This is a genomic window from Pseudomonas sp. lyk4-R2A-10 (assembly GCF_030209075.1).
Lineage (GTDB): Bacteria > Pseudomonadota > Gammaproteobacteria > Pseudomonadales > Pseudomonadaceae > Aquipseudomonas > Aquipseudomonas glycinae.
Map to the genome: position 1 here is coordinate 749,790 of NZ_JARVSR010000010.1, position 22,652 is coordinate 772,441.

The 22,652-nt window shown below is 58.7% G+C and carries 19 protein-coding genes and 1 pseudogene; 11 read left to right on the forward strand and 9 right to left on the reverse strand.

Annotated features, from left to right (window positions below):
- Nucleotides 1-11: 11 nt before the first annotated feature.
- The gene (gene sfnG / locus QRN46_RS16780; RefSeq protein ID WP_221614601.1) at nucleotides 12-1,106 is read right to left on the reverse strand and encodes a dimethylsulfone monooxygenase SfnG; all 1,095 of its coding nucleotides are present in this window, start codon (nucleotides 1,104-1,106) and stop codon (nucleotides 12-14) included.
- Nucleotides 1,107-1,364: 258 nt separating this feature from the next.
- Here sfnG and QRN46_RS16785 point away from each other — a divergent pair, with 258 nt between their 5' ends.
- A complete protein-coding gene (locus tag QRN46_RS16785) occupies nucleotides 1,365-2,144 on the forward strand; it encodes a TSUP family transporter (protein ID WP_011334290.1) in 780 nt (259 codons plus the stop codon).
- Here QRN46_RS16785 and nudC read toward each other — a convergent pair.
- From nudC to QRN46_RS16800, 3 genes are all read right to left on the reverse strand, one after another.
- Nucleotides 2,112-2,942 carry an NAD(+) diphosphatase gene (gene nudC, locus QRN46_RS16790; RefSeq protein ID WP_011334291.1) on the reverse strand — a complete coding sequence of 277 codons (831 nt, stop codon included), beginning with the start codon at nucleotides 2,940-2,942 and terminating at the stop codon, nucleotides 2,112-2,114. The genes QRN46_RS16785 and nudC overlap by 33 nt on opposite strands.
- 6 nt (nucleotides 2,943-2,948) lie before the next feature.
- Nucleotides 2,949-3,761, reverse strand: a complete 813-nt coding sequence (locus QRN46_RS16795; protein ID WP_221614600.1) for a crotonase/enoyl-CoA hydratase family protein — start codon at nucleotides 3,759-3,761, stop codon at nucleotides 2,949-2,951.
- Nucleotides 3,762-3,843: 82 nt separating this feature from the next.
- Nucleotides 3,844-4,617, reverse strand: a complete 774-nt coding sequence (locus QRN46_RS16800) for a class I SAM-dependent methyltransferase (protein WP_011334293.1) — start codon at nucleotides 4,615-4,617, stop codon at nucleotides 3,844-3,846.
- A 158-nt stretch (nucleotides 4,618-4,775) separates the two neighbouring features.
- On the opposite strand from QRN46_RS16800, the gene QRN46_RS16805 reads away from it, so the two are divergent.
- From QRN46_RS16805 to QRN46_RS16830, 6 genes are all read left to right on the forward strand, one after another.
- A complete protein-coding gene (locus QRN46_RS16805) occupies nucleotides 4,776-5,309 on the forward strand; it encodes a tetratricopeptide repeat protein (RefSeq protein ID WP_011334294.1) in 534 nt (177 codons plus the stop codon).
- Between the two features lie 62 nt (nucleotides 5,310-5,371).
- The gene (locus QRN46_RS16810) at nucleotides 5,372-5,857 is read left to right on the forward strand and encodes an RNA polymerase sigma factor (RefSeq protein WP_080511038.1); all 486 of its coding nucleotides are present in this window, start codon (nucleotides 5,372-5,374) and stop codon (nucleotides 5,855-5,857) included.
- Nucleotides 5,854-6,612, forward strand: coding sequence for an anti-sigma factor family protein (locus QRN46_RS16815; protein WP_221614599.1), 759 nt, complete (start codon nucleotides 5,854-5,856; stop codon nucleotides 6,610-6,612). The genes QRN46_RS16810 and QRN46_RS16815 overlap by 4 nt, the downstream gene beginning before the upstream one ends.
- Nucleotides 6,613-6,662: 50 nt before the next feature.
- On the forward strand, nucleotides 6,663-7,289 hold the full coding sequence (gene pncA / locus QRN46_RS16820) for a bifunctional nicotinamidase/pyrazinamidase (RefSeq protein ID WP_011334297.1): 627 nt from the start codon (nucleotides 6,663-6,665) through the stop codon (nucleotides 7,287-7,289).
- Nucleotides 7,290-7,666: 377 nt separating this feature from the next.
- On the forward strand, nucleotides 7,667-9,046 hold the full coding sequence (locus QRN46_RS16825) for a hypothetical protein (protein WP_201818491.1): 1,380 nt from the start codon (nucleotides 7,667-7,669) through the stop codon (nucleotides 9,044-9,046).
- Between the two features lie 67 nt (nucleotides 9,047-9,113).
- Nucleotides 9,114-10,043 carry a hypothetical protein gene (locus tag QRN46_RS16830; protein ID WP_011334299.1) on the forward strand — a complete coding sequence of 310 codons (930 nt, stop codon included), beginning with the start codon at nucleotides 9,114-9,116 and terminating at the stop codon, nucleotides 10,041-10,043.
- A 39-nt stretch (nucleotides 10,044-10,082) separates the two neighbouring features.
- Here the strand turns inward: QRN46_RS16830 and QRN46_RS16835 are convergent.
- From QRN46_RS16835 to QRN46_RS16845, 3 genes and pseudogenes are all read right to left on the reverse strand, one after another.
- Nucleotides 10,083-10,226: pseudogene (locus tag QRN46_RS16835) on the reverse strand (GNAT family N-acetyltransferase); the annotation flags it as partial.
- A gap of 11 nt (nucleotides 10,227-10,237) precedes the next feature.
- Entirely contained in the window at nucleotides 10,238-11,539 is a 1,302-nt protein-coding gene (locus tag QRN46_RS16840) for an ATP-binding protein (protein ID WP_285355996.1), read from the reverse strand.
- A gap of 4 nt (nucleotides 11,540-11,543) precedes the next feature.
- Nucleotides 11,544-12,245 (reverse strand): response regulator, encoded by a 702-nt coding sequence (locus QRN46_RS16845; RefSeq protein ID WP_007960391.1) that lies wholly within the window; start codon nucleotides 12,243-12,245, stop codon nucleotides 11,544-11,546.
- Between the two features lie 184 nt (nucleotides 12,246-12,429).
- On the opposite strand from QRN46_RS16845, the gene QRN46_RS16850 reads away from it, so the two are divergent.
- From QRN46_RS16850 to QRN46_RS16865, 4 genes are all read left to right on the forward strand, one after another.
- Nucleotides 12,430-13,587, forward strand: coding sequence for an efflux RND transporter periplasmic adaptor subunit (locus QRN46_RS16850; RefSeq protein WP_011334302.1), 1,158 nt, complete (start codon nucleotides 12,430-12,432; stop codon nucleotides 13,585-13,587).
- Between the two features lie 15 nt (nucleotides 13,588-13,602).
- Nucleotides 13,603-16,701 (forward strand): multidrug efflux RND transporter permease subunit, encoded by a 3,099-nt coding sequence (locus QRN46_RS16855; protein WP_285356003.1) that lies wholly within the window; start codon nucleotides 13,603-13,605, stop codon nucleotides 16,699-16,701.
- 79 nt (nucleotides 16,702-16,780) lie between these two features.
- A complete protein-coding gene (locus tag QRN46_RS16860; protein WP_011334304.1) occupies nucleotides 16,781-17,422 on the forward strand; it encodes a DUF1345 domain-containing protein in 642 nt (213 codons plus the stop codon).
- Nucleotides 17,423-17,583: 161 nt separating this feature from the next.
- On the forward strand, nucleotides 17,584-18,066 hold the full coding sequence (locus tag QRN46_RS16865; protein ID WP_041475285.1) for a hypothetical protein: 483 nt from the start codon (nucleotides 17,584-17,586) through the stop codon (nucleotides 18,064-18,066).
- Between the two features lie 76 nt (nucleotides 18,067-18,142).
- Here the strand turns inward: QRN46_RS16865 and QRN46_RS16870 are convergent, their stop codons facing one another.
- Together QRN46_RS16870 and QRN46_RS16875 are read right to left on the reverse strand one after the other, a co-directional pair.
- A complete protein-coding gene (locus tag QRN46_RS16870) occupies nucleotides 18,143-20,386 on the reverse strand; it encodes an autotransporter outer membrane beta-barrel domain-containing protein (protein WP_201818486.1) in 2,244 nt (747 codons plus the stop codon).
- A gap of 202 nt (nucleotides 20,387-20,588) precedes the next feature.
- Nucleotides 20,589-22,586 carry a hypothetical protein gene (locus tag QRN46_RS16875; RefSeq protein ID WP_285356006.1) on the reverse strand — a complete coding sequence of 666 codons (1,998 nt, stop codon included), beginning with the start codon at nucleotides 22,584-22,586 and terminating at the stop codon, nucleotides 20,589-20,591.
- Between the last annotated feature and the right edge of the window lie 66 nt (nucleotides 22,587-22,652).

The following is a 22,652-nucleotide window of genomic DNA, read 5'->3' on the forward strand; positions in this document are numbered from 1 at the left end:
AGGAGGGATCTTCAGGCAACTTCGGCAGTCCGGGCCGATTGCGCTTTGGCTTCCAGCTCCCGCACCAGCGGCAACACCCGCTGACCGAAATACTCCACCTCTTCCTGAAAATGCAGGAAACCCGCCAATACCAGGTCCACCCCCACCGCTTTCAACGCCACGATCCGTTCGGCAATCTGCTGCGGCGTACCGATCAGATTGGTCTTGAAGCCGTCGTTGTACTGCACCAGATCCTCAAAGGTCGATTTGGCCCAGTTGCCCTCACCTTCCGGCGACGCCCTGCCCGCCTGTTTCGCTGCATCACCGAAGGCATTCACCGCTTCCGGGTCAGCCTGATCGATGATCTGCGCCAGCACCGCTTTGGCTTCTTCTTCGGTATCTCGGGCGATCACAAAAGCATTCACCCCGATTTTTACTGAATGGTGGTTTGCCGCCGCTTTGGCGCGAATGTCGTCGACCTGTGCCTTGATGCCCTCGACGCTGTTGCCGTTAGTGAAATACCAATCCGACACCCGCGCCGCCATGTCACGTGCGGCACGGGAGCTGCCGCCCTGAAAGATTTCCGGGCGGCCCAGCGGCTTCGGTTTGAGGCTGTAGTTGTCGAAGCGATAGAAATCGCCACGGAAGGTGAAGTTGTCCTGACTCCAGATCCCTCGCAATGAACGGATGAACTCTTCCGAGCGACGATAGCGCTCGTCGTGCTCCAGCCAATGCTCGCCAATGGCCTGGAATTCGCCCCTGAACCAGCCGCTGACGATATTCACCGCAATCCGGCCGTTGGTGAGTTGATCGATGGTCGCCAACTGCTTGGCCGCCAGCGCCGGTTGCCACGGCCCGGGCAGAATGGCGGCGATGACTTTGAGCTTGCTGGTGGCCGCGAGCAGCGCGTGGCTGAAGGCAACCGATTCATGCTGAAACTCGGCGCCGTAACCGGCGGTGAAGCGGATTTGCGTCAGGGCGTATTCGAAACCCGCCGCCTCGGCCAATTGCGCCAGTTTGCGGTTGTAGTCGATGCCCCAGTCGGTGCGTTGCTCGATCTTGCTGACCACCAGCCCACCGCTGACGTTCGGCACCCAGTAGGCAAATTTCACGGCTTGCTGACTCATTGGCGTGTCCTCGGGACAGTTGATGAAGATGAGTGAGCTAGAGCAGCAAGCATGCCAGCGGCGGGAGACCCGGTTTTATTGGGGTTTCAGGCAACAGGAATGCACGGTGAGAGGGTGAATTGTTGGGTGCGTGTTGGGTGGGCAACAGTTGAGCCGTCGCTGGTCGAGTCTTATGGGTCGCCGCAACATTCGGAAATGAGTAACATGACTGCCCTCCCCGCAGCCCAGCTCTGCGCCCTGCCGAAATAAGCCGATTCCATGCCTTTCGAACTCAGCGTTGACCTCACCACCCTGGCCGTTCTGGCCCTTGTCGCTTTCATTGCCGGATTCATCGACGCCATCGCCGGCGGTGGCGGTCTGTTGACCACACCGGCGCTGCTCACTGCCGGCCTGCCGCCGCACCTGGTGCTGGGCACTAATAAACTGAGTTCGACCTTCGGCTCGGCCACCGCCAGTTTCACCTTCTATCGACGCAAGCTGTTCCATCCCAAGCAGTGGATGCACGCCATCGTCGGCACGCTGGTCGGTGCGCTGACCGGCGCCATCGTCGCCCATTACCTGCCCGCCGAATGGCTGAACAAGATGCTGCCGGTGATCGTCTTCGCCTGTGGCCTGTACCTGTTGTTTGGCGGCACGCCGAAAGCGCCGTTGGACAGCGATGCACCGATCAAAAAGAAGTGGCAATCGACCCAGGGCTTCAGCCTCGGTTTCTACGACGGCGTGGCCGGCCCCGGCACTGGCGCGTTCTGGACTGTCAGCAGTCTGCTGCTGTACCCGATTGATCTGGTCAAGGCCAGCGGCGTGGCGCGCAGCATGAACTTCGTCAGCAACATTGCGGCGCTGTCGGTGTTCGTGTTTTCCGGGCAGGTGGACTGGATCATCGGCCTGAGCATGGGCCTGTCGGTGATGGTCGGCGCGTTCTTCGGGGCGCGCACCGCGATCAGCGGCGGCGCCAAGTTCATTCGTCCGGTGTTCATCACCGTGGTGCTGGGGTTGACCGTGCGCCTAGCCTGGCAGCACTGGTTCAGCGTGGCCTAAGCGCCGCGCCACATAGACGTCGATCAGGTATCGGGCAATCGATTTGGACGCCGGCAACGGCGGCAGATCGTGCACGTTGAACCACTGGGCGTCTTCGATCTCGTCTTCCTGGCAGACAATCTCGCCACCGGCGTATTCGGCATGGAAGCCGAGCATCATCGAGTGTGGGAATGGCCAGCACTGGCTGCCCATGTACTGAATGTTCTTCACCTCGATCTGCACTTCCTCGCGCACTTCGCGGATCAGACAATCCTCGGCCGACTCCCCCGGTTCGGCAAACCCGGCCAGCGTGCTGTAGACCCCGGTGACGAAACGCGGTGAGCGCGCCAGCAGCACTTCATCGCCACGGGTCACCAGCACGATCATGCTCGGCGAAATTCGCGGATAACTGCGCAGATCGCAGGGCTGGCAATACATCGCCCGCTCCCGTGGCACCTGGGTCATGGCCTGACCGCAATTGCCGCAAAACCGGTGTTCGCGAGCCCACGTCCCGATTTGCGCGGCGTAGCCCAGCACTTTGTAGATCGTGTGATCGCCGTCGAGCATGAACGCCCGCAGGCCTTTCCAGTTGCAACCCGGCACCTCGCTGGTGCTGTGCAGTTCCAGCAGATACACCGGTTCGCCATCGAGATGACCGATACCGTGTTCGGCGAGGATCGACAAGTCCTGGCGCTTGAGCCATTCCCGGGGGAACAGCACGCCGTTGTCATCGAACAGGAAACCCTCGGGGCTGCGCGCCACGGCCCAGCCGCCGGGTTGATCGGTGTCCAGTACTGCAGTGGTCCAGCGAGATGTCATGGTTTCTCAATCCAGAAATTCGGGTTTCTGTTTGCTCATATGGGCGGCCATGGCCACGCGCAAATCGTTGGATTGCAGCATGGCGGCGTTCCAGGTGGCAACGTACTCGAGACCGTCGTCAATGCGATGGTCGCGCATGTAGCTGATCATTTCCTTGGTGCCGGTGACCGCGATCGGCGACTTGCCGGCGATGTCCCGGGCAATGTCCATCACGCCTTCGATCAAGCCGTCCTTGTCGCTGTAGACGCGATTGACCAGGCCGATGCTGCGCGCTTCTTCGGCGCCAAAGGTGCGACCGGTGTAAGCCAGTTCACGCAGCATGCCGTCACCGATGATCCGTGGCAACCGTTGCAAGGTGCCGACGTCAGCCGCCATGCCGATGTCGATTTCCTTGATCGAGAATTGCGCGTCTTCGGCGGCGTAGCGCATGTCGCAGGCGGCGATCAGGTCGATAGCGCCGCCCAGGCAATAACCCTGGATCGCCGCGAGTACCGGTTTACGGCAATCGTCGACCGCATTGAACGAGGCTTGCAGGGTCAGGATCTTTTTGCGCAGCAGGCGCGCATTGCGGCCCACGTCCTTGCCCAGCTCATTGGCCACACCGGCCAGCATCATCAGGTCGATGCCCGAGGAGAAATGTTTACCGGCACCGCTGAGCACCACCACCCGCACTTCGTCGGTGTCGTCGATCCACTGGAACACCTCGACGATTTCGCTCCAGAACGCGGCGTTCATCGAGTTGATCTTTTCCGGACGATTGATCTGCACATGGGCGATGTTGTCGGCCAGTTCGACGCTGAAGGCGGTGTATTGAGTCATGGCAGAAATCCTTTACCGGGCTGAAAATGAGGCCCGAACTATAACAAGGCATCAGCACGGCGGTTCGGCCAAATGCGGGACTCTAGCCGTTCTTCACCGCAACGAAGGCGGCGGTCTCGTAAGGCACCGTCACTATCTCCCTGCCCCGCAGCTGCGGCTCGCCGGCAATCAGTTGAGCAATCTGCTCGTCGATCTTCGCGCGCTGCTGATCGCTCAGCGCGGCAATGAAACTGGTGGAGCGCACCCGGTTGAAAATCACATCTTCCGGCGAGCCGGTGTGGCCATGCTGAAAGTGCTGGGCCTGCAATGGCCCGAACGCCGGATGGGGAAAAGCCTTGCGCCATTCGCCGGTATAGAAGCGCGGTGTATCGCCTTCCAGCGCATTGACGATGGCGTCCAGCTTGGGCACCCAGTCAATCCGGGTGTCGCGCAGGTTCCAGATCAGGCCCAGTTTGCCGCCCGGTTTGAGGACCCGGGCGATTTCATCCAGCGCCTCGGTGCTGGCAAACCAGTGAAAGGCCTGCGCGCACACCACCGCATCCACCGAGGCATCGGGCAACGGCAGATCCGTTGCCGTACCGCTGACGGCCAGCACCTGCGGCCAGGCCAGCGACAGTTTTTCCAGCATCTGCGCCACCGGTTCCACGGCAATCACCTGGGCGCCGGTCGCCACCAGCCGTCCGGTGAACTTGCCGGTGCCGGCGCCGAGGTCGATAACGGTCTTGTGACCATTGAGGCCCAGTGTGCCCGTCAGCCATTCGCTGACCGCCGGCGGATAGTCGGGCCGGCCTTTGACGTAGGTGTCGGCGGCGGTTTTGTAGCCGCTGGCGGCCGCGTGGTGAACCTGATCTTTCATGGCCAAACTCCCATGGTAGAACTGCAGATCAACGACGAACGATGACGAGCATAGCGCCGGAAAAAGGGCTTTCCTTTAACAAAGCCTGACAAAGCAATGAATAAATTTTCACCCTGTGGTGTTCAAAGTGAAACATGACCCCCTGTGGAGCCTTGCCCATGACTATCCGTTCCGTTATGTTCGCCGCCCCGTTGCTGGTGGCCGCGATGTTGTCCAGCCCTTTGGCCCTGGCCCACGGCGATGAAGACGAGCCGGTGCAGAAACCCAACTGCCCCAAAGGCCAGGTGTTCGACACCAAGACGCAGAAGTGCGTGATGCAGACCAGCCATCTGGTGCCCGACGCCGACCGGACCGACTACGCCTACCGTCTGGCCAAGGCCGGCCGTTATGAAGAAGCCCTGGCCCTGCTCGATACGCTGGAACAACCGAACACCGCCAAGGCCCTCAACTATCGCGGTTACGCCACGCGCAAACTGGGGCGCACTGACGAAGGCATCGGTTATTACCTGCAATCGGTGAAACTCGATCCGCAGTACGCGCAAGTCCGCGAGTACCTGGGCGAAGCCTATGTGATCAAGGGCCGCGTCGATCTGGCGCAGGAGCAGTTGCAGCACATCCAGAAGATCTGCGGCACGACCTGCGAGGAATACCGGGACCTGGCCGAAGCCATCAACGATTCATCGAAAACCTGACACGACACGTGGAGGCGAACATTTTCAGCGATCAGGCCTTCAGGGCCGAACTCGGGCAACACCTGGCGCGCCTGTGGCGTTACGGCTTGCTGCTGTCGCGCAACCGGCACGTGGCCGAGGATCTGGTGCAAGCCACCTGCGTGCGGGCGCTGGAGCGTTCGGGTCAGTACGTGGCCGGCACACGCATGGATCGCTGGCTGCTGAGCATTCTGCATTCGATCTGGCTCAACGAAGTGCGCGCCCGCCGGGTGCGCCAGGGCCAGGGCGTGGCGGACGCCGACAGCCAGCTGACGTTCGATGGCGAATACGCCGCGCAAACCCACGTCATGGCCGCGCAGGTGATCCGCCGGGTCGATGCGCTGCCGGAAACCCAACGTGAAACGGTGTATCTCGCTTACGTCGAGGGCCTGTCCTATCGCGAAGTCGCCGAAATCCTGCAAGTACCGATCGGCACGGTCATGAGCCGGCTGGCCACCGCGCGCCTGAAACTGGCCGAATACCCGCCGCTGCAAGCGGTACCGAACAGCCCCGCAGGAGACCGGCAATGAATGCGCCTTCCGACGAGCAACTGGTGGCGTATCTGGACGATGAACTGGATCGCGAACAGCGCAGCCAACTCGACAACCTCATCGCCGACGATCCGCTGCTGAGCCTGCGGGTGCAATGGCTGAGTCGCAGCAGTCTGCCATTCAAGGCGGCCTACGACGAACTCGCGCAACAGGCGCCGCTTGATCGCTTGCAGGCCCGGCTCGACGCCGCGCCGTCACCGCAGAAACCCGGTTTCAGCCGGCGCTGGTTCATCGGCGCAGCGGCAGCGGGCGTTGCACTCGCCGCTGTCGCGGCGGACCGCTTGTTTCTGGCCTGGCAGGCACAGCAATCGCACAACTGGCGCGAGCTGGTGGGCGATTACATGGCGCTGTATGTGCCGCAGACCCTTGAGCATTTATCTACCGACGAGGCCTCGCAATTGGCGCAGTTGCGAACCGTCGATGCGCGGCTCGGCGTGAGTCTGTCGCCGGCGAAACTGAAACTGCCCGGTGCGCAGTTCAAACGTGCGCAATTGCTTGAATATGGCGGTGTGCCGATTGCGCAGATGACCTGGCTCGATGCCAAACATGGCCCGCTGGCGCTGTGCGTCACCCGAACCAACAGCGGCAGCCAGCCGCTGGCCCATGAGCGCCGGCACGGAATGAACGTGGTGTACTGGACCGAGCGTGAACACGCCTGGATGCTGATCGGCCATCACCCGGCTTCCGAGCTGGAAGACATGGCGAAAATGTTTAAGACCCGGCTGAACGTTTAAAGAATTTTGTCACTATGCTGCTCGGGTGATTTTCCCAGAAGGATGGATTTATGCCGATTTCGCCACGCACCGCCCTGCTGGTCATCGACGTGCAGAACGACTTCATTCCCGGCGGCCAGTTGGCCGTGCCCGAAGGTGACCTGATCGTCCCGCTGATCAACCGGCTTGCCGGGCAGTTCAAGCAAGTGGTGATCGCCCAGGACTGGCACCCGGCCGGGCATGCTTCGTTTGCCTCCAGCCACCCCGGCCGCCAGCCTTACGACGTGATTCAACTGCCGTATGGCGAGCAGACACTGTGGCCGGATCACTGCATTCAGGGCTCACGCGGTGCCGAGTTTCACTCGGGACTCGATCTGCCCCATGCGCAATTGATCATCCGCAAGGGCTGCAACCCGGACATCGACAGCTATTCGGCGTTTCTGGAAGCGGATCGCGTCACGACCACGGGTCTGGCGGGTTATCTGAAGGAACGCGGCATCGACACGGTGTACATGGTCGGCCTGGCGCTGGATTTTTGCGTGATGTTCTCCGCCTTGGACGCGCGAGCGTCGGGGTTCAATGCGTTTGTGGTGCTGGATGCTTGCCGGGCGATTGATTTGAACGGCTCGCTGGCGGCAGCGATCGAGCGGATGCAGGTGGCCGGGGTCGGGCTGATCCAGTCGACTGAACTGCTCTGATGATGCCCGTTCCCGCCTAGCGCACTGATCGTTCCCACACTCTGGACTGACCGCGGTCGCGGGGAATTAGGCTCTGTAACTGTTGTGCGAGGCAATTCGGTGGCGAAGCATTTCGCCCAGTTGCTGTACGTCGTCCACCTGATTGCTCTCGTAGAGGAGCGATACCGCGAAGGTCGATCATGGCAGGTTCAGCGTCGAGGCGTACGACAAACCCGGGACGTGTCAACCGGTCTGCAACGGGAAGATTACGACGAACGGTTGATTTTTCGGGGTTCACCTGTCAGATCTGACAGTAGCAAGGCACGGACGCGCGGTGTTTGATGACGGTACCCGTTGCAGCTCACGCAACCACTATCTCGAATACCAGGGCGCAGAAGATGAGCAGTCCGTTTACGGTTTTTCCCGCCAAAATTGTTGGGGGAGTCAAGAGCCCCATTTACTACCCCGACCCCAACGTGAAACCACACTACGGCGTACCGCTCGCACTCTTCTCCGTGCCCGGCGATTTGCTGCGCCTTGAGATTATTCCCTGGGACAAGCAGGCGGTGAACGATAGTGGATGGTTGATCATCAACAAGGGCGCTCCCCTATTCATGAAAACCATCCAAACGGGGGAAGACGGCAAGACTTTCTTCCATGACGTGCCTAAAGCCTTTTTAAATGATGGCCTCAACACGCTGGTGGTGCGGGTCACTAACCAGGTCCAGCCCGGAGGAACGGATTCGATTGATCTGCTAACACTGGTCCACATTCCGCGCCCGGGAGGAGAAGTGGCGGGTTCGGGACCCAATCCGAATCTGACTTTTACAGTGTCCCACACGAGCGTAGGTCCCACAGAGGCTGCAAACGGGGTCGATGTCACCTTGCGCTACACCTACATGCGAGAAGGTGACGTTATTGGCCTTGATCTGGACGGTCGATCCTATCCGCATACAGTGACCGCAACACAGGCTTTGCTTGGCCAAGTGGTCATAAAGCTCTTCGCCAAGGATTTCTGGCAGGACAATAAACAGTTCGCCATTCGTTTCCGGGTGACTGACAGTCTCGGCAACACATCGGGCCCGCTGGCGATCTGGTCGGCAACCACCAACATCGATGTGCAGGTGAAACAGCCTGCCCTCGATCTTATCCCCCCCAAAGTACTGGAAGCGAAGGAAGCGAACGGTACGCAATTGAATTTCGAGAAGGATTTTTATCAGAACACCCACGCCACCGTAGAAGTGCAATACACGGGTTCCAACGCAGGACAGAAAGTCAGAGTCTATTGCATCGGACGCGCGGAAACTTACGGCAGCGAGACCCAGACAGTTTCTTCAGCCGGGCAAAAATTGACGTTTTTGATCCCGCGTCGAGTGATCGTCGACTCCATCGCCAACAAGATCCAATTCTCTTACACCGTTATTCTGCCGAACACAGAACCCGAGCGTCCCTCCAAAGACCTCGACGTCAACATCACCCGACAGAAGCACATCTGTGGCGTACCCACGATCAACGCTGCCAGAGACAACCTCAGGCTTTACGCCCCAAATCCCCTCGAAGCGCAATACACGGTACGTATTTCATTGACCATCGATGGTCAGACACGTCTCGACAGCCAAGAGATCCCTTACGTCCAGGGTTCCTACATGGACTTCGGGGTTCCGCGAGGCTGGGTGAGCAGCAACCCAGGCAAAACCGGCTATTTCAACTATTCCATCAGGCGTACGGGTAGCACGGACCTCATCATTTTTTCGCCGTATGTGAAGGTCCTCCTCTAGGAAGACTCATCTTCAGCAATAACGCCAATCACTCACCGGCCCGTTAACAGGGGCCGAGGGTCCGGTCGTGCACAAGATAATCAACTTACTACTTTTGGCTCTGCTGGTCGGTTGCGCACAAGTGGCGACTCCGCCGGCCGACACGATCAATGGCAACGGCGCACAAGTACTCAGCGGCCCGGCCATCGCGGCGCAACTCAACACCCTTTACAGTCGCACCTTCCCCAACTGCAACAAATCCGACTCGCAGCCAGCATTCCTGTGTTCAGGGGTGACACTGCGGGTCACGGTAAAAGATCCGAACAATCAGTACAAAGTCTGGGACCCTAGCCCGACATCGGTCGGGTCAGGTGGAGTTTCTTTCTCCTATCTGCGCAGTGATGCCAATTTCGGCCGTCTCGCGTGGGGTAATCAGAATGGCTACATCCTGTACCCGATTTTCGAAGCCCCCGCTGACAAGATCGATCTGGATTATCTGTGTGCCTACCCCCAGGATGCCTGGACCTGGCATCGCGATCCGAACAGTGTCTGCGGTCCTCATAAAGACTACCCAGTGCAAAGTCAGCTTTGTCAGAACGCCGGAGTGACAACTGCGGAGCAGTGGCTCGCTGTCTGGAACATCGCGGGCGGTAACCCGAATCTGCGTCAGTGCGGATTCGATATTCGTGACGAGCGCAATGCGCTCGGCGGCATTGCGTTTTATCAATCTGTCCGAGCCAAAACGCTAAGGGGAGCGGCTGGATTCGTGGAGCATAACGAAGTCATCATCAAAACCTGGACATCCAGAAACCCGAACATTTTTCCGATCATGGCTTTTTTCTATATCGCTGGCGGCACCAACGCCGGTCTCGCGGATGCCCAGTACAACCAACGGGACTTCTACAACTCGACCAACCCGAAAATCGTCGTGCCGATCATTGCACTGACACCCGCGAACAGCGTGACCGACAAAGCCACCTTCAGCTTTCTCGCCGGGGATCAGGCGGTCACTCAATAATTTGAGTGCCCCGCCAGAGGAGGTTTTCTGATAAGCGACTCAAGCTCGGGTTGAGCGACGCAGCCGCGCCATGCTCAAGGTATCGAGCCACTGCCCGTCGCGCACGGCGTAGTCGCGAAACAGGCCCGCGGTCTCGAAGCCGAACTTGCGGTAGAGGCCGATGGCCGCCTCGTTGTCGGCGTACGGAACGATCATCAGATCGGGGTTGGCAGCCAGAGCCTGAACCTCGCCCCACCCAACGGCGAACCTTCCACCGTCAACGTCCCGCCTTGGGCTTCCAGCGCCCGCCGGCTGATCGCCAGCCCCAGGCCAAACCCGCCGGTCGCCCGATCGCGGCTGCGGTCCAGTCGATAGAACGGCTCGAAAATCCGCTCCCGCTCGTCTTCCGGAATGCCGATTCCGTCATCGTCCACCCAGATCTCGCAGCCCTTCGGGCAGACCTGCACGCCAATCTGAATGCGCTTTTCGCAGTAGCGCATGGCGTTGCGCAGCAGGTTCTGAATCGCGCGGGCCGTCAAGCGCGGGTCGAGGGAGAAGCGCTCCAGCTGATTGTGCAGCAGCACATCGATGACGATTTCCGGGGATTCCAGTTCTTCATCGACGCTGCCCAGAATGCTGTCGATGAACTCGTCCAGCGACACTTCGACCTGCTCCGGCAACTTCGCCGGATTCTGCAGGCGACTGTAGGACAGCAACTCCAGCACCAGTTCATCCAGTTCACGAATGTGCGCGACCAGCCCTTGCAAGCGTTCGCGGCTGGCTTGCGGCAAGTCATCGGACAGCGCCAGCGCCAGGCCGAAGTCCAGGCGGGTCAGCGGCGTGCGGAGTTCGTGGGACACGGCGTTGAGCAGATCGCGTTGCTGGTTGAGCAGGTTTTCGATGTCGCCGGCCATGGTGTCGAACACGTGGGCCAGGCTGCCGATGTTGGAGCTCGGGCCAATCTGCGTACGCTCGCTCAAATGGCCCTTGCCGAAACGTTCGGCCGTGCCCTTGAGGCGTTCCAGATCGCGCCAGTGCGGACGAAACCAGAGCAACAGGCACGCCAGCAGACTCGCGCCGATCAGCACGTTGATGCTCCAGTACAACAGGTTCACGTCCATCGGATCCGGCGGCACCACCATCTGCACCGCCATTTCGTCGTTCAGTGGCGTGACCGCCAACGTGCGCCAGCCCCAGTCGCCCACCCGCACCATGTTCTCTCCGCGCCGCAGCCGCTCTTGCTCGATGGCGGTGAAGCCGGGGTCATCGATACGGGCGAGCACGATGTGCAGCGGCTGGAAGTCCTTGTCCATCGACGCCGCGAGCGCCGGCCACTGATCCTGCGGCACCGCGCGAAACTGCTTGGTGATCAGCGATTGCAGACCACGGGAATAGTCGAGGTTGTAGGTGACGAACCGCTGCTTGAACACCATCACCACCAGATCCGGCACCAGATAGATCGCCGCACTGTAGGAGACGATCGTCACCAGATAGAGGCGAAACAGGATTCTGAACATCGAATCAGCATTCCCACTCGGAACGGCTGAACAGATACCCCTTGCCCCACACGGTCTTGATCTTGCGCGCCTCGCCGGCGTGGTCGTCGAACTTGCGTCGCAGCTTGGAAATCGCCACGTCCACCGAACGGTCAGTGCCGTTGAACTCGATACCGCGCAGGCGTTGCAGGATCTGGTCGCGGCTCAGCACTTCACCGGCATGACGGGCCAGCACCACCAGCAGGTTGTATTCGCCGCTGGACAGTTCCACCGGTTGTTCGCGCCAGGTCACCGTGCGCTCCGACAGGTCGATGCACAGGTTGCCCATCAGGATCCGGTCGTTGGCGGTCATCGGCTCGCCGAGGCTGCTGCGCCGCAGCAAGGTGCGTACCCGCGCCAGCAGGACCCGTGGCTCGCAGGGTTTGGTGACGTAATCGTCGGCGCCCATTTCCAGGCCCAGTACCTGATCGTGGCTGTCGTCACGGGCGGTGAGCATCAGGATCGGCAGCGTTGCCGAATCGGCCCGCAGCAATCTGCAAACCTGCAAGCCGTCGAGGCCCGGCAGCATCAGGTCGAGAATCACCAGATCCGGCGGATTGAGCCGCGCCCGTTCGCGCACATGGTCGCCACGGCCGATCACGCTGACGGAGTAACCGTTGCGCTCCAGATAGCTGGAAATCAGTTCGGCGAGGGCGGTGTCGTCTTCGACCAGAAGAATGTTGGGCATTGAGGTGATCCAGAACAGGCGGTGGCGACTGCTATGTCGCAAAAAATTTCAAGGCCTGAAGGATATACGCCCTCGCCCGTCCCTGAGCAAAACCCTTACACAATTTCACACAGCACCTACAAAGCTTCACCGCTACCCTCGGCGACTGTCCGTAGGATGCGCAGATCAATATTGGGGGTTGTACATGTCGAAGAATCTGCTGGCCGGGCTCGGCCTGATCGCATTGGCGCTGACGCTGAGTGCCTGTGATAAATCCTCGAACGCCGAGGAACAGGCGCCGCCGGCCACCGTGCGGATCGAAACCCTTGAGGCGCGCCCCCTGTCGATCAGCAGCGAACTGAGCGGGCGGATTGCCGCCCCGCGCATCGCCGAAGTCCGCGCCCGGGTCGCCGGCGTAGTGCTGCAACGCACCTACCGCGAAGGCAGCGACGTGAAAAAGGGCGACGTGCTGTTCCGTATCGATCCGGCGCCGTTCAAGGCTGACCTCGATAGCGCCGAAGCGGCCCTGCGCAAGGCCGAGGCAAACGCGTTCCAGGCAAAACTTCAGGAACAGCGCTACGCCCAGTTGATCGACGACAAGGCCATCAGCGCTCAGGATTACGACAACGCCCGCGCCAACGCCCGGCAGACCGCCGCCGATGTTGCCGCCAACAAGGCAGCCGTCGAGCGGGCGAAGCTGAACCTCGGTTACGCCACCGTCACCGCGCCGATTTCCGGGCGCGTCGGGCGTGCCCTGGTGACTGAAGGTGCGCTGGTCGGCCAGAACGAAACCACGCCCATGGCGCTGATCCAGCAGCTGAACCCGATCCACGCCGACCTCACCCAGTCGACCCGCGAACTCAACGAGTTGCGCAGGGCATTCCGTTCCGGCCAGTTGCAGCAGGTCGGCCAGGATCAGGTCAAGGCCACGCTGATCCAGGACGATGGCAGCCTCTATCCGCTGCCGGGCAAATTGCTGTTCAGCGATATCACGGTCGATCCGGGCACCGGACAAATCATTTTGCGCAGCGAGTTCCCCAATCCGGATCTCGATCTGTTGCCGGGCAGCTACGTTCGCGTGCGTCTGGAGCAAGGCGTGATCCAGCATGGCCTGACCGTGCCACAACGCGCGGTACAACGTGACAGCGCCGGTGTGGCGCAGGTCCTGACGGTCGACGACCAGATGCGCGTTGCCCAGCAGCCAGTGCAGCTCGGCGCGGTACAGAACGACCGCTGGATCGTCACCGGCGGCCTCAAGGCCGGCGACCGCATTGTCATCGAAGGCCTGCAACACGCCCGTCCGGGCGAAGTGGTGCAGATCGACGACACCCCTCTTCCACTTGCCCAGACCTCTGGTCAGTAAGCAGGACGCTCTTCTATGCCGCAGTTCTTTATCGACCGCCCGGTGTTCGCCTGGGTCGTCGCGTTGTTCATCCTGTTGGCCGGTGCGCTGGCCATCCCGCAATTGCCGGTGGCGCAGTACCCCGACGTCGCGCCGCCGCAGATCGAAATCTATGCCGTGTACCCCGGCGCCTCGGCGCAGACCGTCGACGAGAGCGTGGTCAGCCTGATCGAGGAAGAGCTCAACGGCGCCGATCACCTGTTGTATTTCGAATCCCAGAGCAGCCTGGGTAGCGCCACGATCAAGGCGACGTTCCAGCCGGGCACCAACCCGGAGCTGGCGCAGGTTGATGTGCAGAATCGCCTGAAAGTAGTCGAGTCGCGCCTGCCGCAAGCGGTCAATCAGCAAGGTTTGCAGGTGGAGAAAGTCTCCGCCGGTTTTCTGCTGCTGATCACTTTGACTTCCAGCGACGGCAAGCTCGACGACGTGGCGCTCAGCGATTACCTGGCGCGCAACGTGATGAACGAGATCAAACGCATCGACGGGGTCGGCAAGGCCCAGCTGTACGGCGCCGAGCGGGCGATGCGGATCTGGGTCGACCCGCAGAAGCTGATCGGTTTCAACCTGACACCCGCTGACGTCAACGCCGCCATCGCCGCGCAGAACGCCCAGGTGTCGGCCGGCAGCATCGGCGATCTGCCGAACCCGAGCACCCAGGAAATCACCGCGACGATTCTGGTCAAGGGCCAATTGTCGACGCCGGAAGAGTTCGCCGACATCGTGCTCAAGGCCAACCCGGACGGCTCCACCGTGCGCATCAAGGATGTGGCGCGGGTCGAGATCGGCAGCCAGGAATACCAGTTCGGCACCCGTCTTAACGGCAAGCCGTCCACCGCCGTCGGCGTGCAACTGTCGCCGGGCGCCAACGCTTTGAGCACCGCCACGCTGATCCGGGCAAAGATGGATGAACTGTCGCGCTACTTCCCGGCGGGCGTGGAATACAAGATCCCCTACGACACTTCGCCATTCGTGAAGGTCTCGATCACCAAAGTGATCTATACCCTCGGCGAAGCCATGCTGCTGGTGTTCGCGGTGATGTTCCTGTTCCTGCAGAACATCCGTTACACCCTGATTCCAACCCTGGTGGTGCCGGTGGCGCTGATGGGTACCTTCGCCACCATGCTGGCGCTGGGGTTCTCGATCAACGTGCTGACCATGTTCGGCATGGTGCTGGCCATCGGCATTCTGGTGGACGACGCCATCGTGGTGGTGGAGAACGTCGAACGGATCATGGCCACCGAAGGCCTGTCGCCCAAAGAAGCGACACGCAAGGCGATGAGCCAGATCACCGGCGCGATCATCGGCATTACGCTGGTGCTGGTGGCGGTGTTCATTCCGATGGCCTTCATGCAGGGTTCGGTAGGTGTCATCTACCGCCAGTTCTCGCTGTCGATGGCCACCTCGATCCTGTTTTCGGCCTTCCTCGCCCTGACCTTGACCCCGGCACTGTGCGCCACCTTGCTCAAGCCGATTGCCAAGGGCGAACACCACGAAAAAACCGGGTTCTTCGGCTGGTTCAACCGCCGTTTCGAGCAACTGACCGATCGTTATCAAGGCTGGGTCGGCTACGCGCTGAAACGCACCGGTCGTTATCTGCTGATCTACGTTGTGTTGCTGGTCGGCCTGGGCCTGTGCTTCGCGCGCCTGCCCTCCTCGTTCCTGCCGGTCGAGGACCAGGGTTACACCATCACCGACATTCAACTGCCACCCGGCGCGAGCAAGAACCGTACGGTGCAGGTGGTCGAGCAGATCGAAGCGCACAACGCCGGCGAACCGGGTGTTGGCGACAGCACGGTGATTCTCGGTTTCAGCTTCTCCGGCAGCGGGCAGAACGCCGCGCTGGCGTTCACCACGCTCAAGGACTGGTCGCATCGCGGCAGCGACGACTCGGCAAGTTCGATTGCCGACCGCGCCAACATTGCCCTGAGCCAGATCAAGGACGCTGTAGCCTTCGCCGTACTGCCGCCGCCGGTGGATGGCCTCGGCACGTCCAGCGGCTTCGAGTTCCGCCTGCAGGATCGCGGCGGCCTCGGTCATGCAACCTTGATGGAAGCGCGCACCCAACTGCTCGCCGCCGCCGAGAAAAGCCCGATCCTGATGAACGTGCGTGAAAGCGCGCTGGCCGAAGCGCCGCAAGTACAGCTGGAAGTGGATCGCAAGCAGGCCAATGCACTGGGGATTTCATTCGCCGACGTCGGCAACGTGCTGTCAACCGCCATCGGCTCCTCGTATGTCAACGACTTCCCCAATCAGGGGCGAATGCAACGGGTTGTTGTCCAAGCTGAAGGTGATCGCCGCAGTCAGGTCGATGACTTGCTGAAAATGCACGTACGCAATGATGCCGGGAAAATGGTGCCGCTGTCGGCGTTCGTCAAAGCCACATGGACCCAGGGTCCGGCGCAGTTGACCCGCTACAACGGTTACCCGGCGATCTCGATTTCAGGCGAACCGAAACCCGGCCACAGCACCGGCGAAGCCATGGCGGAGATCGAACGGCTGGTGGCACAAGGGCCGAAAGGTCTCGGTCAGGAGTGGACCGGCCTGTCGCTGCAGGAGCGTTTGTCCGGCAGTCAGGCACCGATTCTGCTCGGGCTGTCGCTGCTGATCGTATTCCTGTGTCTGGCGGCGTTGTACGAGAGCTGGTCGATTCCGACGTCTGTGTTGCTCGTTGTACCGCTCGGCGTGCTCGGCGCAGTGCTGGCGGTGACCCTGCGCGGGATGCCCAACGATGTGTTCTTCAAGGTCGGCTTGATCACCATCATCGGCCTGTCGGCGAAAAACGCGATCCTGATCATCGAGTTTGCCAAGAGCCTGTATGACGAAGGTCATGACCTGATTGATGCCACGCTGCAAGCGGCGCGTCTGCGGTTGAGGCCGATTGTCATGACTTCGCTGGCGTTCATTCTGGGTGTGGTGCCGCTGGCGATTGCCACCGGCGCGAGCTCTGCGAGTCAGCAGGCGATCGGAACCGGGGTGATTGGCGGGATGATTACCGCGACACTGGCGGTGATTTTCGTACCGGTGTTCTTCGTAGTCGTGATCAAACTTGTGCGCAGGTTCGCCAAGCCTGATTGATAGAGCGCTCCCGGCGCGGTGGCCACAGGTCGCCGCGCTGGGCTAAGGTGTCTGAACCACCCTGGCCCATCGAGTCCCCATGCGCTTCCTCGCCCGCACCCACCCTCGCCTGTCTGCCGCTGCTTTGTTTGGGCTTGCCGTCGGCCTGCTCACACCCGCCGACTCCGTCATCAGCAAAATCCTCATCGGCTGGAATGCCGGGATCTGGACGTACCTGATCCTGATGCTTTGGCTGACCATCCGCGCCAAAGCGCCGGACGTCAAACGCATCGCCGAAGTCGAGGATGAAAATGCCGGGCTGGTGCTGTTCGTCGTCTGTATCGCCGCTTTGGCCAGCCTGGCGACCATTACTGTCGAACTGGCTGGCAGCAAGGACCTGGAAACCACCCGAAAACTCCTGCACTACGGTTTTACCGCATTGACCGTGATTGGCTCATGGCTGCTGATCGGGGTGATCTTCTGCGTCCACTACGCCCGTCTGTTTTACACCTGGGACGGCAAGGAGCCGGCGCTACGCTTTTCCGAAGGCCTGACGACACCCGATTACTGGGACTTTCTGTACTTCTCGTTCACCATCGGCGTCGCTGTGCAGACGGCAGATGTCGGCGTGGCCACGCGAGAGATCCGCAAGATCGTGCTGGCACAGTCGTTGATCGGGTTTGTGTTCAACACGGCGATTCTCGGGTTCTCGATCAACATTGCGGCAGGGTTGTTTGGTTGACAAAAAATACTGCATGAACAGCACTCATGCTTCACCTTTTCCGACGTTTGTAAACTGTCAGGTATGACAGTTTACAAACGTCGGTCTTAAGCGCTCTGATAGGGAATCCGGGAAGTTCCATTACCTGGATATCCAATGTCATCAATGCAGAGACAACTTTTATGAAAAATATCAAAAGCATGGCCAAGGCCGGTAATTGCTCTGGAACCGTTGGCACTGACAAACCCTTCAATGCCCAACTGGTCGAGCTGACATCAAAAGTATTTCCCCCTCCATTTGGTACAGCTTTGGTCATGTTTGCCAGGCATCGAGAACCACACCCGAGCTACAAGACAAAAGAAATCCATATTTCGTTCGGTAGAAGTTTGGCGAATGATGAATACATTGTCACGCCAGAGTCCAATCAGGTTCGTATCACCTTTGTCGACAACACTTTATCGACAGAGCCTTTGATTTATTCGCAGAAAAGCGGAGTCGCAACGTTGGCATTTGACAATGAAGAAGGCATTTTTTCGGGAAAATTGACAAATATCGTACTGCTGAATCAGGACGAAGATGACTTAGAGCTGCTGGTCAACCTGGATTTCAGTGCGCAGGGTAATGTCTATATCGCAGGACTCAAAAAGAATTTGAAGGTTGCTTGAGACGCATGAATATTGGCACGCAATAAAAAAGGAAGCATTGGCTTCCTTTTTTATTGATCTCTTATTACAGCGTTATCTAGAAGTTATAACGGGCACCGATGTTCAAGCCTATTGGCCGCTCTATATTTTTCCCGTTGCTGTAGTCCGCATCAAAGTGCACCTGCAGGCGGTCGGTCATGGCAATTGCCACGCCAACGGCCAGTTCACCTCGACTCCCCGACAAATCATTGTTGAATTCATTGTTGTTGACCTTGACCTCATTGTTTTTCGCGAACTCGTGCGCCATCGCGACACGGGCGTAGGGTTGAACTTTCAAATCGCGTTCGAGCGCAAATGTGCGTCCCACGGTCATGCCGGCCTCGCCCAGGAGTGATCGAGTACGGTCGCCATCGGCTTGCATGTCGTTATCCAGGGAAAAATGCTTGCCCTCAATGACCACGCCGGACCACTTGGTGTAGGGCTCAATGAAAACACCATCTTCCAGTTTGATGCGCCGCCCCAGCTCGACTGAACCACCCAATCCCGTGTTGTCGTAATCGCCCTTGGCCCTGCCACCGTCACTCAAGCCGACTTTTGCGTCGTTGCGAAAGCGGTTCACCTTGAGTACAGCATCAACGTAATAACCGCTGAGCGGGTCAATCCAGGTGAGGTAGGTTCCCAGATAATTGCTTGTAACCGTGCCGGAAGTGCCGCCATCCAGGTTCAGATCCGATTTGCTGTGCCCTGCCATCACGCCGATCAGCCATTGTCCGTCTCCAAATGGCAGTGGAGTATCAGCGCCTAACGTAAAACCCTGCTGGGTTTGCTGGTAGCCGACACCTGAGGCATCGGCGACATTGTATTTATTGCCATAGGTACGCCCCCACGCACCACCTTGCCCACCGTTGAAACGCAACTCGCCCATGCGCGAATGCAGTGAGGCAAGTTCGCCATACCACACGGTTGGCGCAGTTTTAAATAGCGCCAACACCGAACGCGTTCCAGGGCTGACCGTTTTGGTTGTGGGATCAAGAACCCAGTCATTGCCGTTTTTTTCCAGACCGTATGAGTAGGTGCCAAGGTCGACAGGATGATTTATGAAGAACTCTGCATCGCCCCCGGCAGTCTGCACCACCCTGATCGGTTGACCGGCCGCCGGATCGACACCGGAACTGCTGATTGCGAGCTCATGGCGCCCCGTCGCTGTCCCCGTCACATTCAGCAAGTCTGTCTGACCCGTGGCGAAGTCAGTGCCCAACTCGAAATGGCCAGTTCCCGCCAGTTGCCCGACGTTTAATTGATAAAAAGCATTGTCAGCGCCGAAGCGCACGGTGCCACCGTTCAAAGTAAGGTTTTCAATCTGGCCATCGCCCACCAGAACCCAACGAGATGTGTCGTTGATGGTTGCATGAGAAACGTTTTCCAAACGCCCGGTCAGCGCCGAGTTGTTTTGCAATACCAATTCAGCCGTGCTGCCAGCTTCATTGATGACATTGCCATTCAAGGTACTGTTATTCACCGTCATCGAGGCCGTTGCACCGCCCCGTACATCCAGTATCGTGCCGTTGCCTGCCAACAGATTCGCATTGTCCAGAGTGATGGTCGCTCTGGACGATCCAGCGTTGGCGAAGTCGACCAGAATGGCGGAGCCCGTTACGCCTTCAACGGTTGTCTTGGTAAGGGTCAGTGTCGCAGGCTGAACGGAGTTACCGTCCAGACCAATGATTACGCCGTTTTGTCCTCCTATGATTGTGCTGTCCGTTGCCGTTGCCTGACCGCTCGCCAGGCGCACCCCATAACTGCTGGCACCCGTTGCCTGAAGGGTTGAGTCGACAATATCCAGACGACTGAACGCGCTAACCAATGCGCCGCCCGTCACGCCGGTTATAACGCTTTTGCCGCTTACGGTGGCAGTCGATCCGGTCAGGGTACTTGCGTCACGCACAACCTGAAGCCCGACACGATTACCATTGATCGTGCTGTTTTTGATGCTGCCATCGCTGTTGACAAGTGTCACCGCTGCCAAACCACTTGCACCTGAAACGTTCGCGCCGCTCAGATTGACTTGTGAACCATTGCGGGCAGCAATTTGTTGAGTATTACCCGAATTGACATTGAGGACTGAAGCATCCGTGTTGATAAACAAGGTGTCAGCACCATTGACATTCAAGGTTGCATTGGAACTGAGCGTCCAGTCCTCGGGAGTGCCTCCAGTAATCGTTGTAGTCCCTCCGATCAGATTTCCTCCGATGGCGATTTGCGAAAACGGAGCTAGAAACGATGAAAGCACTAGCCCCCAACGGATATCGCGTAGACGTACATTCGATATTTTTCTTTGCATAGTGAACACCTGTTATTTAAAACGAGCCACGGGGAAAGGGCCATGAAAACGAGGGTCGCTAAGCTAGCTTGAAGTAGCGTAGATTTATGTAGGATTAATCTCTTTCTTTGTCGGAAAAACCCACCATAAAACTTTTATGCGGTGAACAAAGTAACAGCAGACAGCACGCCCGGCTCCCCGGCCGCACTGTCTGCCGCCCGCTTTAAGGTGCGGGGTAAACTTCGTCACAGTATTGTCCTTCGCTGTTAGTCAGCAGGATGAAATGCTGCGCTTTTGCTGAATCGGGAGTCGGTGTTGTGCCCGTACGAGTAATGGTATAAGACAGCACTCCGTTGGCCCGGTTGGCTGGTTTGAAGTGTGTTTCATACACACCAATGTCAATGGTTGCGCCTGCATCTGGATAAGGATCAGGTACGTCTAGCTGTGCTGTAGTGTCCGTCCCTGGAACCAGTACCGGAGGAGTGGCATCAGTATACGCAGCGAAACTCAACGTAATTTTCTCGCCAGAAACGGTGTAGGCACTTTTCGGAATGATGACGCGCAAGTTCCGGCGAGAAGTTCCGTCACCGGTGCCCCAGTTCAATGTTGTACAACCGATTCTTTTCAGTGGGCCAGCAAGATTTTGCACTTCAGGTGCCGGTGTCTGGATTGGAAACGCAGCAACAGGAATATCTTTTGGAGTACAGGAAATCGGGTTGGGATTGTTATCACTATGAAGTATCCAGTGGACAGGTTTGGTGCCTGGACCGTGAGTGAATATAGTGTTCCAGGGTAAAGTCGCCTCTAGCGTTGTGCCCTCATCACCGCCCCGCAGCTCGAAGGTTTTGACCAACTCATTGTCATAGTAGATCGTAGCTTTCCAACCTTCTTCGGCAGGAGGGGCCGTGAACAGTTCTACGGAAAGTGTCGCATCATTCCCGTAGTCCGACTCCTCTACCTTGTCTGTACTACCGCCCGCAAACTGCAGTACAGGTTTCTCAAGAACAGGGTTGACCGGATTGGGCTCATCGGGATTGACGGGGCCGCGGTAGAAGATGTTGACAAGGGTCGTGTCCTTGTTGCCACCAATATATCGATTGCCTCTGAACATGGCATAACTGAACTCGGTTTCTTCATCACCGTCGGTATTGCCGTATACCTTCTTGATCTTGTCATAGGGTACATCCCAGGTCAGCTTTCCACCGACGGCGCCACTGACGGGTTTCTCACCCAACTCCTCACTACCCCAAAAAGCCGCCAAGGTGTCTGTTGGCGCATTCGGAACAGGCACTTCGGCCTCAAGAGTAACGCCCACACTGCAGTCGGCCAGATCAATCAGGTCGTCTGCAGCCAGTGGCACGACCGGAATATCAAACTTCGTCGGATCGGCAATCCGTCTGATTTCACGGGAGACGGGATTCGAGTTTTTTCCCTCGTTACCGGCAAGGTCCCGTACTTTATAGATAACCGTGTTACTACCCTCTTCAGCGTCAACGTACGTCTGGATGGGTATCGTAAATTCACGGGAAGCAGGCAAGGTGACTTTAACTACCGGCTCGTCACGCACCGTATCCGGAGCCTTGCCAAACCAGGCCCACAATTCGTCCGTGGCGTGATAATTGTCGTAAGCCGCAGCAGTCAACACGATACCGCCCGGATTATCCGCGATAACCTTTTCATCGATGACACTGCCCGGCGGGATGGAGGCCGGATAATTGGCCGCCTTGGGAGAAAGATTGGAAGCCGGGTTTTTGACTCTGTAAGGCGGCGTCCGGTCAATGGCGTATGTCTTAATCAGCGAATTGCCTTGGTTGACCGCGCCGTACCAGTAGATATATTGAACTTCGTATTCTGTTGGAGCCTCCGGTGTCGTTTTTTCGGTCATCCATGGCGTTAACGGAATGGTTTTTGGCAAAGGCCACTTGCGTTCGGCAATCGGCCCCAGCGCTTGCATGGGTTCGATGTCGCTCCAAAGGGTTGTGCCTTTTTCGCGAATTTTGAACTCGATCAAATCATCTTTATCTTCTGGTTCAGTTGGCTTTGGGATCGTGTACTCAAGTGGTGCGGAAAGCGCTGACACCGGAATACGCAAATCGCCGCCAGGCAGCGTTTGCGCAGGAATGTCGACGGCTGGAGGATCTGCGAACACTCCAGCTGCGCCATAACTTTTCTGAAGTAAAACCCTCCTGGACAATATAGCCTTTTCAACCCGACTGTTCATTTTAAAACTCCCGCTATTAAATTAATCAAGACGTGATATTTTCGATTACTGCTTCCCAACAGTGCT